The organism is Paenibacillus kribbensis, from assembly GCF_001705305.1.
GTDB classification, from domain to species: Bacteria; Bacillota; Bacilli; order Paenibacillales; family Paenibacillaceae; genus Paenibacillus; species Paenibacillus kribbensis_B.
This window is the reverse complement of record NZ_MCBP01000030.1, coordinates 1-14,175: the sequence shown is the minus strand read 5'-3', so window position 1 is coordinate 14,175 and position 14,175 is coordinate 1. Positions and strand designations below refer to the sequence as shown.

Below are 14,175 nucleotides of genomic sequence, written 5' to 3'. Positions count from 1 at the left end.
CTGGCCATTTTTGCACACTCCTTTTGTTGTAATAGACTAATCAAGTATTGCAACAATTTTACCTTAATTTAGGCAAAAAGTCTACGTTTTTATGGGAAGTTGTGGTATAATGAATCACAGAACGAAGTGAGAGTGCCCATTTATACCCCTGCTTCGCAGGGAATGGGTCTCGCCTTCGCTCGATTTCATTCACTTTCCGTGAATGACCTTTCCCAAAGGAAAGGGGTTTGCCTATCGGCAAATAACCCGCAGGGGCTTGGAAGGAGGTGTGTATATGGGTTATTTCTACTTTAGTTCGCAAATATTGAATCGTGCTAGCCATTCCGCTGTCGCGGCCGCAGCTTATCGCAGCGGTGAAAAGCTGCATTCCGAACGAGATGGATTAACTAAGGATTATGGCAAGCGTTCTGTTACGCCTGAATGCCACATATTAAAGCCAAAGAATGCGCCTGAATGGGCTTCTAATCGCGGCAGACTATGGAATGAAGTGGAGAAGATTGAGAAACAAAAAAATGCACAAATGGTCAGAGAAATTCGCCTTGCTTTACCCAAGGAGCTAAATAGTGAAGATCAAAAAGAGTTGCTTATTTCGTTCTGTAAAGAGAACTTTTCAGATAAAGGAATGGTTGCGGATATTTCGATTCATCGTGATAAGCCGAATAATCCACATGCACACATTATGCTTACAATTCGCCCTTTTAATGAGGATGGTTCTTGGGGGAACAAACGAAAAAAAATTGACCAGGAAGTTAATGGGGTGATGAAAAAAGTCAGCGTGCATCTAACAGATTGGAATCAAAAGGAAACCCTTGTCCAATGGAGAAAAAATTACGCTGATAAAATCAATGAAAAATTGAAGGAGAAAGGGATTGAAGATAGTGTTTCGCACGAAAGTTATAAGAAACAGGGATTAGATCGTCTTCCAAGTGTGCGGCTTGAGCGAACGGCATATCAATATGAAGCGCAAGTGAAGAAAGAAGCAGAACGTAAAAACATTCCATATGAACCTGTTACTTTTTATGGGAAAATTAATGCGGAAATCACACAAATTAATGCGGAAATTACTGCACTTAAAGAATTGAAAAAACAAAAAGTTATAGGGCTTGCTGATTATAAAAAAGAAAAAGGATATGAAGAACAGTTTGCAGCTATTCGTTCTAGTCGCGTTTTAAGTGAAACAGAAAAATCTGCTTTAACAATGGTTGCCAAACGCTCTAAAACCTATGTTGATTATGCTGTTGCAAAAAATGTAACTATTGAAATTGAAAACGGAAATTGGAAGAAAAAATTAGACAATGAAAGAGTACGTATTTTAGCAGAAAAAAATCTCCTTAATAAAGCGTACAAAGCATTTCAAATGGATCAAAAACAAGTTATCAAGTATGGATTTATTCCATCACAATTTATGCAACAAATGAAAGAAAAGGTAAGTCAAATTAATGAGCAGCAGAACAAACTTTCGGAAGATAATGAGAAGTATAATTCTTTATTAAATAAAGCTAATAATGCCCTCACTATTCAGCAGGAATTTACTCAAAAAGAGTTTGGCGTTCTTTACCAAACGGATGAAAATTATTCTACTGATGAAATGTATTATGCAGTTCAGTATTTTAAGAATCATGGAAAGATATTGCCTGAAAATGAAATGCGAAATTATGCACATGGAAAATTGAATGAAGAACATATAAAACTTCCTTCTATTGCTGAACAGACTCGTAATATTTCTAAAAGTATTTTTATTTTAAATCGTGCTATTCAGAAGCAATCGAAGGAAAGATTAGAAGGTTTAAAAGGGCAAGATTTTGATGCTGCCTATGAAGCTAGTCGGAAAGTTGAACAATACAATTTGCAAAAAGATCGGCATGAAAAGGATCTTGTCGGCAATGTTGAATTACTCCGTGTGAGTTTACAACAGAAATATTCAGATTCAATCGAGCATATTAGTGATGCTGAAGTATTGTTGCAGCTCCATGATCGGAATGAGAAAGGTTTGAGTTCTGGAAAATTGGAGATTGATCTTCAAGAGATTTATACGAAGTTTAAACGTGCTGAAGAAGTTTATTCACATCAAACGTCCAATCCAGCGAGTACGCCAGAGCAGCAAGTGGAACAACAATATTCGCAAAGTGTGGCTAATGGATTATTCCAGGCATTGGATCAAATACAACAAGCGAATCAAAACAAAAAACATGAAGCAGATCCTACCGAGAAAAAACAACGAAGAAGATACAGAGGACAAGAGTTGGATCACTAAGGAGGCATTATGGGACTTAAAAAGAAGGCATGGCAGCCTATTACTGCAAGTATCTTTTTGTCGCTGCTTTTCTCTTACTTATTAATGGTTGTCTTTTACATGATCGGCCCCGGTGGTGAGTTTGATAAACTTATTTTAGAGCCGTTAAAAGTGATTTCGTTTTGCTATACACAGAAAGATTTAAAGCTGATCTTTTCTTTAGTGCCTTTTATGTTATTAGCGGCGCTATTGTATTATATGAAAGGTTCTATACTGATTCCAAAATTGATAGATGCGAGTGATTTTGGACTACATGGTACATCGAAATGGGGACAGCCTTCAGATATGACGAATGGAAAGATTTTTTCAAAGAAAAATTCTTATACTAAAAACCCATTAAGTGCTTTTAAGATGGAACCAGGTATTATATTAGGTAAAATCCCGAACCGAAAAGAACTTATGATTATGACTAAAGATACGAAAATTGATAATCGTAATGTCCTGGTTATTGGTTCTTCTGGATCGGGGAAAGGTCAAGCGTATGTATTCCCTAATATGTGTAATATTGTTGATGAAACAATTGTGGTCACAGATCCTAAAGGCGAAATCTATGAAGCGACTCACCAACTTAAAAGGGATCAAGGCTATAAAGTGTTCCAAATCGACTTTGTAAAGTTTTCGCCTACAGTCGGTTACAATCCGCTTGATTACGTGAAGGACGATGAAGACGCACGAGCTGTAGCGAATACCATTGCTTCCAACGCAGTGGATGATGGAAAACGGGATTTTTGGAGTGAATCAGCGATTGCCTATTTTGCGGCTATCATCTTATACATTAAGGTTGAATACGGATCGAAAGCGACCATGACCCATATCGTTAAATTTACGGCCAGTGCAGGGAAAGATGAAGAATTTATTGATAAGCTGCTGGAAGAAATGTCGCCTGACCACCCGGCGTATGATATGTTCCAACTGGCTAATATGAGTGCAGGAAACACCCGTTCAGGTATTATGTCTACACTGGCGCAGCAAATAGGGATCTTTGCAATGCGAAAAATTGCTAAGTTTACCGCGAAAAGCACATTTAATTTTAGAGACTTGCAAGAGCAAAAAACCGTCCTCTACATTAAAGTACGCATGAAGAGTAATCCGTTTAAACAGTTGACAGCGACTTTCTTTGAACAATTAATTGACACCTTTTATGATATAGCCGACGAAAATCATTCACATTTACCTATTGATTCTACGTATATTTTGGATGAATTTGCTAACATCGGTAAGATTAACGGCTATCCTAATACGTTGGCCACTTGTCGTGGTCTAGGTATGTCTTTGCACACGATCATACAAGATGTTGGTCAAATAGAAGATAAGAAAATGTATGGGCCAGATATGGCACGTTCAATTATCAATAATCATGACACCACTCTATTCCTACGGACTAAGGATACCAAGACGGCCAAATACTTTTCGGAAGTGGCTGGTGAAACAACTATTAAGCATCGGCAGAAAAGTACCTCTATGGGCGAAAAAAATACGTCTAAGAGCGTGTCTGAACAATTTGTAAAGCGTCCGCTCATTACACAGGGGGAGCTACTGAACATAAACCCTGCAATCTGCTATCTTTTTGTAAACGGATATTTTCCTTTAAAACTAGAAAAGTCTTATCAGTTTAAAATCTATGGCGAGTTTTTGTTCGGCAAAGATCGAAAACCTAACTATGAGAGAACTTCAAGGGGAAATTATCTTAAATATTTTGGGATTGATAGTGCAATTGATGATGTTGAGCTTCCAGAAGCCGACATAACCCCTGCTAAAGTCCAGGGCCACCCTTTGGAAGACGACGACTATGATAAGGGCTTAGAAGCTGAAATGATGGCTCTGGAAGAAGAAATGGAGAAGGCCCCCGAGGATGAAGAACTGAGCGACGAAGAACTGGACGAAGGCGAAGAAATAACTCAAGACGAGCTAAGTGCGCTGTTAGGCAATTCATTAGATGAATCTGATGCGGACGAGCTTCAGAGTGAAGAAGGTGCTGCTTCAGAGCTGGATGTGTATGAAGACGCAATGAGTGAGGATGAAATTCAAGACGCGTTTTCAGAAATTGAACAAGCTTTGAATGGGATAAGCGAAGATGATCCAGACGCGCAGGCATTAATGGAAGTGATAGCGGAGCTGACGAATGAAGCCGCGACCGACGAAGAAGCAGCTCCAACGAAGGACAGTCCAGCCGAAAAGCCAACAGCAGAAGATCCAGACGACGAATTACCAATGTGATGAAACGGAGGGATACACAATGATAGTCGTATTAGCGGAAAAACCTGACCAAGCCCGAAAGCTGGCTGCACCTTTCCCCCACAGTAAGGGGAAAGGTTTTCTTCACATTGATAGCTGCAATGAATTTCCTGCCGGCGCAAAGGTGACTTGGGCTATTGGCCATTTGGTTGAGTTGAAAGCACCCAATGAATATAACGAAGCCTGGAAGAAGTGGAATATAGACAGTCTGCCTATTATTCCAGAAAAATTTGAATATAAGGTTACAAAAGATAAAGCGGCACAATTTAAGATTGTTAAAGATTTACTGAAGGAAGCCGATCAAATAGTTATTGGGACTGACCCTGCACGCGAAGGCGAGAATATTGCGCGGTTACTTATTATGATGGCTGGCTGCTCACAAAAACCGATTAAGCGCTTATGGACTTCTTCCCTAACCGAGAATGCCATACGGAAAGGCTTTGCTGAACTACGGGACGGATCGCAAACGGTGAACCTGTTCTACGAAGCCCAGGCCCGGCAAATATCAGACTGGTTGATCGGACTGAATGCAAGTCGTTTGTACACGCTGCATCTGCAGCGTAAGGGATTTAAGGAGGTTTTTAGTGTCGGCCGGGTACAAACCCCGGTGCTTACGTTAATCTATAACCGTCAATCTGAAATTAAAAATTTCAAGTCGGAACCCTTTTTTGAGCTAGTTGCCGAATTTTCCGTTACTCACGGTAAATACACGGGGAAAATCAAGGAGCGTTATCCATCCGAGGAGAAGCTTTATGAAGCGGTGCAGCCTTACATTCAGCCAGGAAAGGCATCCTATGACGGAGTAATTAAGCAAGTTGAAGTAAATGAGAAGCGGACGCAGCCGCCAGCACTGTTCAATCTGTCTGGATTACAAGCTTTGCTGAATAAGAAGAAGAAATTTAGTCCTAAAGACGTATTGGAAACTGTCCAGTCTTTATATGAAAAGGGCTTTGTATCGTACCCGCGATCCGATTCACAGCACATTACTGATGAAGAGTTCTCTTATTTAAAAGCTAATTTAGAAAGCTATAAGCAGCTTATCGGTATTCCATTTCAGGCCCATACGTTGGAAGCATCCAAACGTTTTGTTAACCCGGATAAGGTCAGCGACCATTACGCCATTATTCCAACGGAAAAAATCCCGGCATCTACCGCTGATTTTACCGAAATGGAAAAGGCCACCTATTATGAAATTATGAAAAGTGCATTAGCTATGTTTTTGCCTGATTATACTTACCAAGAAACCGTGATTACTACCGCAATCGGTGAGGTCGATTTTATTACGAAAGGCAAGACAGAAAAATCTATCGGTTGGAAGCTCCTGTATCGTACTGATCCGCAGGATACAGACGAGGAAGACGAAGACAAGGCTCTGCCGCGAGTGAATCAGGGGGATGCTGCCGCAGGAACGGTTTATGTCAAAGACGGCATGACGCAACCGCCTAAGCCCTATACGCAAGGCCAGCTCATTACACTTATGACGAATGCCGGGCGGCACGTAGAAGACAAGGAAATGCGTGAAGCACTCAACCAGAGTGAGGGTCTTGGTACGGAAGCCACAAGATCGGCCATTATCGAAACACTTATGCAACGGGAGTTTATCTTGGTTAAGAAAAATCAGGTGTTTGTTACGCCAAAAGGCGAGGTACTATGTGAAGCTGTGAAGGGAACTATTCTGTCCAAACCCGAAATGACGGCACAATGGGAAATCTTCCTGAAGGAAATCGGGAAAGGGAACAAAAAGAGCAGCGTGTTCATTGAGAACACGAAAAAGCTTTGTCATAAGTTGCTGGAACAAGCGGCTGACGACATAGGCCGTCTGGATGTGAAGGAACAAATTGCAGCTACAGAGCAAGCCGACTATATTTGCAAATGTCCGTGTGGCAAAGGCCATATAACAGATCGTGGGAATTTCTACGGCTGCACAGAATACAAAAATGGTTGCAAAATATCTTTCAGGAAGGAGCTACTAGGCAAAAAGCTCACACCGAATCAGATTAAGCAGCTCTGTGAGAAGGGAAAGACCAACAAAATTAAGGGATTCATGAGTAAGAAACAAAAATCCTTTGAAGCTGCTTTAAGCTTAAAGGATGGAAAGATAGAATTTATTTTCTCATAAGGAGAGGAATCACCAATGTTCTATCAATTTTTTGAAATTGTAGGGAGCGAGAAACCCATTTATCTACTCAAGCCTGAAGGCTTGCTTCTCTATGAGGAAATACCGGGCGGTGATCTTGGCCAGTACGAAGAGATTGCTTACCTGGAAACGATAAGAAACGGGATTAAACTATACGAACCTTTATACGCGAGAGAAGGTGAATAACAAATGCCATTTCCTAAAACCCAAGATTATGAAAAGAAGATGGCCCAGGTGCAGAAGCAAGTTGACCAGGCTATTCAGAGAGTTTTTCAGAGTAATGAGTTTCAGCGGTATTTGGAAGTCGCCGCAAAATTTCCAAAATATAGTATGAATAATATTGTGATGATTTATTCGCAGAATCCAGATGCTACAATGGTGCAGGGCTACAAGGCGTGGAAAGAGCTGGATCGACAAGTACAGGCTGGTGAGAAAGCTATTAAAATATTTGCTCCTACCTTCCGAAAGGTAGAAATGACCAAAATAGATCCTGTTACCCAACGTCCGCAGCTCGACGCGCAGGGGAAAGAGATTACCGAAAAAAAGGAAATGCTTACTGGCTTTACGGCTGTGAATGTTTTTGATGTGAGTCAGACGAAGGGGAAAGAGCTGGTTAATATTCGGGATATTGTGCGTGACGACATACGTGATTCGGCCAAAGCCTTAAATATGTATCGGAGTTTTTCGGCGCACCTTAGCCAAAAAATGGATGTAAGAGAAAGCGCAGAGGACTTTAAGCAGCACCCGAACGTCCGTGGTTTCTATGATCGCGAAAATCATGCAATACGGATTAATCCAAATGTCGGAAATTCAACGATGCAATTAAAGACTTTGATACATGAGTATGCACATTCTCAGATCCACCGAATGGATAGCCCTTTGAAGGATCTACCGAAAGGACACAAGGAAGCTCAGGCTGAAGCTACGGCCTTTATGGTCACAAAGTATTACGGATTAGATACAGAAGCCTATAGCGCTGGTTACATTGCGACCTGGGCAAAGGATATTAAGCTGGCCAAGCAAGCACTGACTGAAATCCAGAAGGTGGCCAACAATATTATTCGGGAAATGGATCACGTCAATAAGGAACGTATTCAGGAGATTGTGAATACTAAACCGCTGAATAAAGAGGAAGAACGATCCGCTTTTTTGCAGGACGCACAAATTGCGGCTGTTCGGATCGGCAAGGAGTTTACAGCAAATCCAGCAGCATTCCGCAATGAAAAAGTTGAAGATGTGAAAATGCTTCTGGATTATGCAGAGAAAATGGAGCGCAATGAGAAGATTCCAGAACCAATGAAGGAACGGTATGACAAGATCCGTGCTGAAATTTTTGAAGATTATGACAAGCCAGAGGTTGCGGAGTCCAAACGTGCAATACTGGTTGACTATATAGAGCGTTATGAGAAGGCCGTTCATCACGGTGAACCCACTCCTGCCGCTGATCGAGAGGATACTTCCACTGATCGGGCCGAGAAAAATGAAAAGTCCAATGTTGTTCAATTTCCTAAATCGAAATCTGGACCCGAATTGGAGCGTTGATATAGGCTGCTTTCTATGAACGTGGTATAATAGACGGTGACAAAGTAAACCGGTGGGAGTGACACGGCGAAGTTACCCGAAAGGGGGTGTCGCCGTGTCTGTTCTTGAATTGTGCCTGAAGCTTTTGGACGTACTGTTAAAGTTGGTCGGTGTTTTTACCGGCTTGAATACTTTGCTAAACGCCTGGAAGCAAACACGCCGAGACAAGAAAAACCACCGGGAATAGGTTTGGTCGCCTAGCTTTCCCCGGTGGTTTTTCATTCACATATGAAATTCTCGCCGTGGTTGCCCATCGGCCCTTTGTCAAAAGCCGTGATGTGTCCAGCATCGCGGCTTTTTTATTTTACGTTTCTTTGTTAAAAGTATACCACAAGAGAACTGAATTTACACGGGGCTATCCTTTAATTGGTTTGGAAATCACCAATCCTGGTCAGCTTTGACCTTCCATTCTTCTACTTCTCGCGGATCTACGCTGCACAGCTTGCAGATCAACAAGCCTAAAATGATGTTTGGTGTTTTCAAACCATATTCCACATTCTGATAATGGCGAAGTGTGCATTTCATATATCCGTTAACTTTTAATACAAGTGACTCCTGTGTGTAGCCTGCTGCTTCTCTGGCTTCCTTTAATTTCAAAGCTGGTAAACTCCTTATTTTCCTTTCCTACATCTTACCGAACTCATAGAAAATATATCACGTCCTAATAATCACGAATTTTAGTTGGCGAATTATAGTTCGTTAGGTATAATGGAAATAACCGGATCTTCCCCCGGCTACTAGGTATAGGTGAGAATCTTTGCTGGTTCCTCTCACTTTTGCAAAATGAGACTCACTAGAGAGACACTATCCAAGAAATGCCCTCACTATAGGACAGTATTTGTGTCTATGTGAGGGTATTTTTGGAAGCAGGGTACAGATATGAACCAACCATGTTAGGCGGCCAGATACAGGCTGCCTTTTTTCGTATGCCAGCTTGAGCCAGTAGTCCTTGGCTTGAGCCAAGGTGGTTTTGAAAGATACCAGGGGGAGAACGCTTTTTTATCTGGACGCTGTTTTTCTATTTGACCAGGGAAAATAGAAAAACAGCGAAATCATGGCTCATGCTACTGACTCTAATGCGGCAAAAAACGCCGCCCAAGAGTCAGTACGCACCGCTGGAGGGTTACTCGCGCCGATAACAAGAGCGCCTAAGCCGTACCCGACTAAGGCGCTCTAAGTTCCTGGCACTCCTTTAACACCCTCCACGGGGCGCAGGTCAAAGGCTGAAGGTCCCTTTCAAAGATGAGATGAATGGAAAGAACCGACGAATCGGTTCTTTTTATTTAAAAGCCCTTTCACACCGCTTCATGTGTGCGGCTATCTTCTTCTGCAATTATCCGGGCCACTTCCGCACCGATCCGCGAGCCGCATAAAAACACAATGAACCTGGACACGCAAGACTCCAAAATTTTTCAGTAAATCGCTGAAAATTTTTGTCGGCCCTGGCGGGCAACTTGCCTGTCCAGAACCCTTGTGCTTTTGAGATTGCGGCGGATCGGTATACGGAAGTTGCCCTTTGATAATTGCATACGAAGTTAGCAAGCAGCAAACGGAGCAGTGTTCAAAGAACTTAAAGATTTTCGCTCAGGCCGCTGGGCCGGCAGGAGTCGGCGCCGGAAGCTGGGTAAGGCAACAAACCCAAGAAATAAACCGCCTGAAAGGAGGTGAGGCAGGATATGCAGACAGATACGGTGCTAACGTTGACTCTAATCGCTGTAAGCTTACAGGTGCTTGTGCAACTCTTGGGAGTTGTTAAAGCGCTGATGGAATGGCTTGCAGCCAGAGAAAAAGCAAAAGGCCCCAACCGTTCGCAGCGGTTGAAGCCTAAGAAAAGAAAGCCTAAATGAAGATTTTAACCCACGCTAAAGGGTTGGGTAAGGGGGATGCTTTCACAACCCTTACCCTTCCATAATAACACAGGATTCATACTTTTTAAAGGGAGGACAAGCCCAATGGAAATGCTTCTTCTGATCTTGATTTTATTCAGTATTTTTTTACAAAGCATTACTTTTTTACTGAATTGGTCTACTAAAAATTACAATGATCGCAACAACCAATAAATATTATTGGCAGCGGTTAGGAAGCCGCTGCCACACCTTAAATTTAAAGGAGCGGAAACATAGATGATTATCAGACCGAAGCAAAAAATTATTGCAGCTCTAACCGTAAGTCATGGGGTTTACCGTAAAGCGACTTTCATCCTGAATGGTCAACCCGTGAAGATTTATTTTTTAACGGCCGAGGAATACCGAGTAATGATCGAAGACCTGACAACCGAACGTCTGCACGAGTGGGCCGGGATGTTACAAAAGGTTGAATCAACCCAACCTATTTATTATTGCCAATGGACGGTCAAAGCCACTGAATGCCACCTAATTACAAATAAGATTCAAGAGCTGGTTGATAGTGTGATGCCTGGAGAGATCGGAACTTTTGAAATGGATCTAAATACGATTGTTGTGAGAAATAACCGTGAAGGAGTGAGCGTTTATGAGTGCTAAGGATGCATTAATACGGTTTTTTGATGAAAAAGAACTGGAGCCGCAAACCTTCAGTATTGAGCATAACGAAACAGTTCATTTCGTGGATCTTGAGTATCTAAAGGATATTATCATTAACCATGCATCGGTTCAAGAACAGCGGACAATACGCGGTGTGATTGCTCAGATAGATTTTAGGAATGGCGATATGACCGACTATTTGAAACATTTGGCTGAAGCTTTTGTGAAATTTAATTTTTAACTGAAAGCGCCGGGGTATTCCCCGGCGCAACTAGAAAGGGGATATCATTCATGGAAAGCATCTATGAAAAAGCGTCTGATACAGCTAAGAAGGTTCGGAAGATTCTTAAAAAGGAATTTCCAGGTGTAAAGTTTTCTGTCCGTTCTGACACCTATTCTATGGGTTCTAGTGTGAATGTAAGCTGGACGGATGGGCCTATAAAATCCGTTGTAGAGAAGGCCATAGACTGGATGCAGAGCGCTAAATTTGATGGTATGTCTGATATGAAAATCACGGTAGGTTATGAGTGGGAAGGCAAGCTGTATCATGGAGCTGATCATATTGACGCTACTCGCGTGCTGACACCTGAACGCCGGGAGAGTATTTTGCAGCATTTGCAAAATACATTTGAATCAGATATAGATGGGTATTTCCCCCCAGCAGATTGGGAAGCAGCCGAACGCCAATTAGTAGATAAGGGGGAGCTGAAAGGGGAAGCAGCTCCAACAATGGAACGTTCCCTAAATGCAGAGCAGCCAGAGGGAGCCGCTGCCGCAGGAAAGCCGCTGGCCAAAGTTATTCCCTTTCCCCTTCAGGAGCAACCAAGCCAGGCATTGACCCCTGAACAAGAATTTAAGTATTTCCTGCTGGAACTTTCAGCGCCGATTATTTTGGGATTAGAGCAGAAGTTAATCAGAAACGGGAAAGCCGTTGATGAATTGTTCACGCTGGTAGCGAATCAAATTTATGGAACAAAATAATAGGCAGGAGGTAGTCAATTTGGTAGATTTAAAAGGGCTGCAAGAGCGTATTGAACGGGAAAGACGAGAGCTGAACAAACTGGCTGAACAATACGGTATTTTGGATTGGCGTACATTAGGAAAGTCACAGGAGATTGACCTAATGGTTAATGATTACAATAAACAGACACAAAACAAAAAGCCGACCGCATAAGCAATCGACTTCATGGGTGAGAAACTTTGCCGGTTCCCTCACCCTTTTATTTTATCACACAAAGTCACCACGAGACAGAAAGGATGATTACCTTTGACATATACATGCCCCTTCTGTGGTTCCGAAGTTGAACGGATGAGCCATAGTTTCTATTGTACCTTTTGCAAAATGGAAATATCGCCTGAAGATGTACAGCAAGACGGAGCGCGTAAAAAAGTTATATTTTCCGTCAGTGATGTTTCTATAGATGATGCCCGAGAAAATACTTCACGACTTATAGAATGGCCAACAAATCAGTTGATTGTGCTTTTGCGCCTGGTGCGCCAGGAGCGCACCACCCGGTACAATTCATTGCGGATAATCAAAAAGGGCATTGAACATAATGGAGATTTCCAAAAATATGCTGAAATTGCCGGTGAGGATTATGAGTATTGGACGCGCAAAGCCTGGGTACTGGAAAATATCATTCGAGATCGTAGCGGATATTTTCCAGAGAAGATAACAGATGATTATATATGTAAAGTTATTGCTCAGATAGAGAAAATCAATCAAAAACCGATGCGGATTAATCCAAAAAACTCCATTATTTCGGATACAAAAGGGTAGTATTTGGATACAGAAAATGATATAATGGATACAGATGAAAAAGTGAAGCAAGGAGGTTTATATGAAGGATACTCGCAGAAATATAAAGGCTACTCCTACCGTTAAAGCAGAATTGCAGGGGATTTTAAATGAAATCAGCAAAGGGAAAACGGAATCTTTTTTATTGGGATACCTGGTGTCCATGTATAAAGACCAAAAAGAGAAGCGCATTAAACTGTCAGATCATCAAGCATATATGAAAGCCGCAGAGGAAATGAACAATCAGGGTTCTATATAATCTGAAAATGGGAGAGTGTTCAAATGGAAGAATCTGAAAACAAAGTTACTGCTAAGGATTACACGACAAAAGGCTTTAAGGTGGATGTTAAATTTAAGGAAAAGCTAGAAAATCTATTTAAACAAAGCGGACTTCCTACACAAGAGGATTTTTTAGTACATATGGCAGAGCTAGTTGAACTGAATCTAATGAGAGAAGGTGCAGCCGGGTACACGAAACAAATTACGCAATTGGAATACCATTCGAGCAGCATTGTATCTTTGTTTCTCGCTATGCTCGAAACAGAAGCAGCCGAGCGATTGCAGTTGACTGAAAAATATGACGAGAAATTAACGGATCGTGGAAATGAGATTATTATCCAAGAAAGAGAATTGAGTGAGTTACGCAATCAGCTCAAGCAAAATACTGAAGAGCTAAACCGGCAGATCAAGGAAAATACTGAGATGATGGATTTAGTCGAGCAGTTGCGTGAAAACAGCCGCAAAAATGACTTACTTGTTGAGAATTATAAAGAAAAAAATGACTCCTTAAACGGCTTGCTTGCAGATTTCAAGGCTGCTGCTGAAGAAAATAAGGTGCTGACCTCCCGTATGGCTGTTCGGGACGAGGAAACGGCTAAACAAGCTGAAAAAATTGAACATTTGGAAGCTCAATTGGCTAACTTGCAAAGGGAGTCTGCCGAGCAGCTTGAACGACAGGAAGAGCGGAATAGTGAAGCGATTGAACACCTTCGTCAGAGCCTAGAGTTACAACATGGACATGACTTACTTAATCAGCAATCCGAGTACCAGGCTAAAATTGAGAAGTTTCAAGCTGAAGCAACTGAGCGCCTTCAGTTGGCAACCCAGGAGAGTACAGCAGAGATTCGCAGATTGTATGAACTTCTGGATCAAACGAGATCATCCACGCCTAAAGCTTCTGCCCCTAAAAGTAGTACCTCTCGCGCAGCAGCTAAAAAGGCGACGGCTGAACGTGACAAGGGAAGTAATGAAGAATGATTCAAATTCCGGTATAAGGAGACTCATAGAATGATGACCGAAGATCAAATTGAAAAAGAAGTGAAAGAGGAGTTTGATCGTGTTGCACGTGAAGCTTGGGGAACCCCAAAAATTTATGCAATAAGAAAGTATATGGATTTAACTGGAGTAAGATTAGGGAAATCGAAAGTGATTGTAGAGAGAATGATCCAAAAGTGGAACGATTAAGTTGAAAGGTTGATTTTATCTTAAAATCTCAGGACGGCCCTGGCCGTCCTTTTCGTTATGCCTGGCGGCTGCTGCCGAGCGGCACCAGGTGTGTTCCCGGCGTGTCCGCTACCTGGCTGAAGAGCCTGACGTGCGGCCAGCAGCTCATGCGCTTCCTGATCCGAGC

15 protein-coding genes are annotated in these 14,175 nt (G+C 42.0%); 14 read left to right on the top strand and 1 reads right to left on the bottom strand.

Features of this window, described 5'->3' with window-relative positions; translation table 11 throughout:
- Window positions 1-274: 274 nt before the first annotated feature.
- Genes mobQ through BAZ21_RS26845 form a run of 5 tightly spaced genes read left to right on the top strand, consistent with a single transcriptional unit; the run spans window position 275 to window position 8,207 of the window.
- Window positions 275-2,254, top strand: a complete 1,980-nt coding sequence (mobQ, locus tag BAZ21_RS26865; protein WP_068505889.1) for a MobQ family relaxase — start codon at window positions 275-277, stop codon at window positions 2,252-2,254.
- 9 nt (window positions 2,255-2,263) lie between these two features.
- Window positions 2,264-4,510, top strand: a complete 2,247-nt coding sequence (locus BAZ21_RS26860) for a VirD4-like conjugal transfer protein, CD1115 family (RefSeq protein WP_068505888.1) — start codon at window positions 2,264-2,266, stop codon at window positions 4,508-4,510.
- Between the two features lie 19 nt (window positions 4,511-4,529).
- Complete coding sequence (locus BAZ21_RS26855) at window positions 4,530-6,647, top strand: type IA DNA topoisomerase (RefSeq protein ID WP_068505887.1); 2,118 nt, start codon at window positions 4,530-4,532, stop codon at window positions 6,645-6,647.
- 15 nt (window positions 6,648-6,662) lie between these two features.
- Window positions 6,663-6,851: a hypothetical protein gene (locus BAZ21_RS26850; protein WP_068505886.1), complete on the top strand. Its 189-nt coding sequence runs from the start codon at window positions 6,663-6,665 to the stop codon at window positions 6,849-6,851.
- Between the two features lie 3 nt (window positions 6,852-6,854).
- Window positions 6,855-8,207, top strand: a complete 1,353-nt coding sequence (locus BAZ21_RS26845) for an ArdC family protein (RefSeq protein ID WP_068505885.1) — start codon at window positions 6,855-6,857, stop codon at window positions 8,205-8,207.
- A gap of 417 nt (window positions 8,208-8,624) precedes the next feature.
- Here the strand turns inward: BAZ21_RS26845 and BAZ21_RS26840 are convergent, their stop codons facing one another.
- Window positions 8,625-8,843 carry a helix-turn-helix transcriptional regulator gene (locus BAZ21_RS26840; RefSeq protein ID WP_068505884.1) on the bottom strand — a complete coding sequence of 73 codons (219 nt, stop codon included), beginning with the start codon at window positions 8,841-8,843 and terminating at the stop codon, window positions 8,625-8,627.
- A gap of 1,079 nt (window positions 8,844-9,922) precedes the next feature.
- Between BAZ21_RS26840 and BAZ21_RS29290 the strand changes: the two genes are divergently transcribed.
- From BAZ21_RS29290 to BAZ21_RS29285, 9 genes are all read left to right on the top strand, one after another.
- Complete coding sequence (locus BAZ21_RS29290; RefSeq protein ID WP_176718232.1) at window positions 9,923-10,093, top strand: hypothetical protein; 171 nt, start codon at window positions 9,923-9,925, stop codon at window positions 10,091-10,093.
- Between the two features lie 276 nt (window positions 10,094-10,369).
- Window positions 10,370-10,747: a hypothetical protein gene (locus BAZ21_RS26835; RefSeq protein ID WP_068505883.1), complete on the top strand. Its 378-nt coding sequence runs from the start codon at window positions 10,370-10,372 to the stop codon at window positions 10,745-10,747.
- On the top strand, window positions 10,737-10,988 hold the full coding sequence (locus tag BAZ21_RS26830) for a hypothetical protein (RefSeq protein WP_068505882.1): 252 nt from the start codon (window positions 10,737-10,739) through the stop codon (window positions 10,986-10,988). The genes BAZ21_RS26835 and BAZ21_RS26830 overlap by 11 nt, the downstream gene beginning before the upstream one ends.
- Window positions 10,989-11,038: 50 nt before the next feature.
- Window positions 11,039-11,728 (top strand): LPD29 domain-containing protein, encoded by a 690-nt coding sequence (locus tag BAZ21_RS26825; RefSeq protein WP_068505881.1) that lies wholly within the window; start codon window positions 11,039-11,041, stop codon window positions 11,726-11,728.
- Window positions 11,729-11,747: 19 nt separating this feature from the next.
- Window positions 11,748-11,921: an aspartyl-phosphate phosphatase Spo0E family protein gene (locus BAZ21_RS28330; protein WP_176718231.1), complete on the top strand. Its 174-nt coding sequence runs from the start codon at window positions 11,748-11,750 to the stop codon at window positions 11,919-11,921.
- Between the two features lie 168 nt (window positions 11,922-12,089).
- Window positions 12,090-12,527 (top strand): hypothetical protein, encoded by a 438-nt coding sequence (locus BAZ21_RS26820; RefSeq protein ID WP_068505880.1) that lies wholly within the window; start codon window positions 12,090-12,092, stop codon window positions 12,525-12,527.
- A gap of 61 nt (window positions 12,528-12,588) precedes the next feature.
- Entirely contained in the window at window positions 12,589-12,804 is a 216-nt protein-coding gene (locus BAZ21_RS26815; RefSeq protein WP_068505879.1) for a hypothetical protein, read from the top strand.
- A gap of 23 nt (window positions 12,805-12,827) precedes the next feature.
- Window positions 12,828-13,802, top strand: coding sequence for a hypothetical protein (locus BAZ21_RS26810; protein ID WP_068505878.1), 975 nt, complete (start codon window positions 12,828-12,830; stop codon window positions 13,800-13,802).
- 30 nt (window positions 13,803-13,832) lie between these two features.
- Window positions 13,833-14,009: a hypothetical protein gene (locus tag BAZ21_RS29285; protein ID WP_176718230.1), complete on the top strand. Its 177-nt coding sequence runs from the start codon at window positions 13,833-13,835 to the stop codon at window positions 14,007-14,009.
- Window positions 14,010-14,175: the final 166 nt, after the last annotated feature.

What these genes read in the sequence shown, in the direction of transcription:
- mobQ (WP_068505889.1), top strand. Translation starts at nt 275, where the DNA reads ATGGGTTATTTCTACTTTAGTTCGCAAATATTGAATCGTGCTAGCCAT.
- BAZ21_RS26860 (WP_068505888.1), top strand. Translation starts at nt 2,264, where the DNA reads ATGGGACTTAAAAAGAAGGCATGGCAGCCTATTACTGCAAGTATCTTT.
- BAZ21_RS26855 (WP_068505887.1), top strand. Translation starts at nt 4,530, where the DNA reads ATGATAGTCGTATTAGCGGAAAAACCTGACCAAGCCCGAAAGCTGGCT.
- BAZ21_RS26850 (WP_068505886.1), top strand. Translation starts at nt 6,663, where the DNA reads ATGTTCTATCAATTTTTTGAAATTGTAGGGAGCGAGAAACCCATTTAT.
- BAZ21_RS26845 (WP_068505885.1), top strand. Translation starts at nt 6,855, where the DNA reads ATGCCATTTCCTAAAACCCAAGATTATGAAAAGAAGATGGCCCAGGTG.
- BAZ21_RS29290 (WP_176718232.1), top strand. Translation starts at nt 9,923, where the DNA reads ATGCAGACAGATACGGTGCTAACGTTGACTCTAATCGCTGTAAGCTTA.
- BAZ21_RS26835 (WP_068505883.1), top strand. Translation starts at nt 10,370, where the DNA reads ATGATTATCAGACCGAAGCAAAAAATTATTGCAGCTCTAACCGTAAGT.
- BAZ21_RS26830 (WP_068505882.1), top strand. Translation starts at nt 10,737, where the DNA reads ATGAGTGCTAAGGATGCATTAATACGGTTTTTTGATGAAAAAGAACTG.
- BAZ21_RS26825 (WP_068505881.1), top strand. Translation starts at nt 11,039, where the DNA reads ATGGAAAGCATCTATGAAAAAGCGTCTGATACAGCTAAGAAGGTTCGG.
- BAZ21_RS26820 (WP_068505880.1), top strand. Translation starts at nt 12,090, where the DNA reads ATGGAAATATCGCCTGAAGATGTACAGCAAGACGGAGCGCGTAAAAAA.
- BAZ21_RS26815 (WP_068505879.1), top strand. Translation starts at nt 12,589, where the DNA reads ATGAAGGATACTCGCAGAAATATAAAGGCTACTCCTACCGTTAAAGCA.
- BAZ21_RS26810 (WP_068505878.1), top strand. Translation starts at nt 12,828, where the DNA reads ATGGAAGAATCTGAAAACAAAGTTACTGCTAAGGATTACACGACAAAA.
- BAZ21_RS29285 (WP_176718230.1), top strand. Translation starts at nt 13,833, where the DNA reads ATGATGACCGAAGATCAAATTGAAAAAGAAGTGAAAGAGGAGTTTGAT.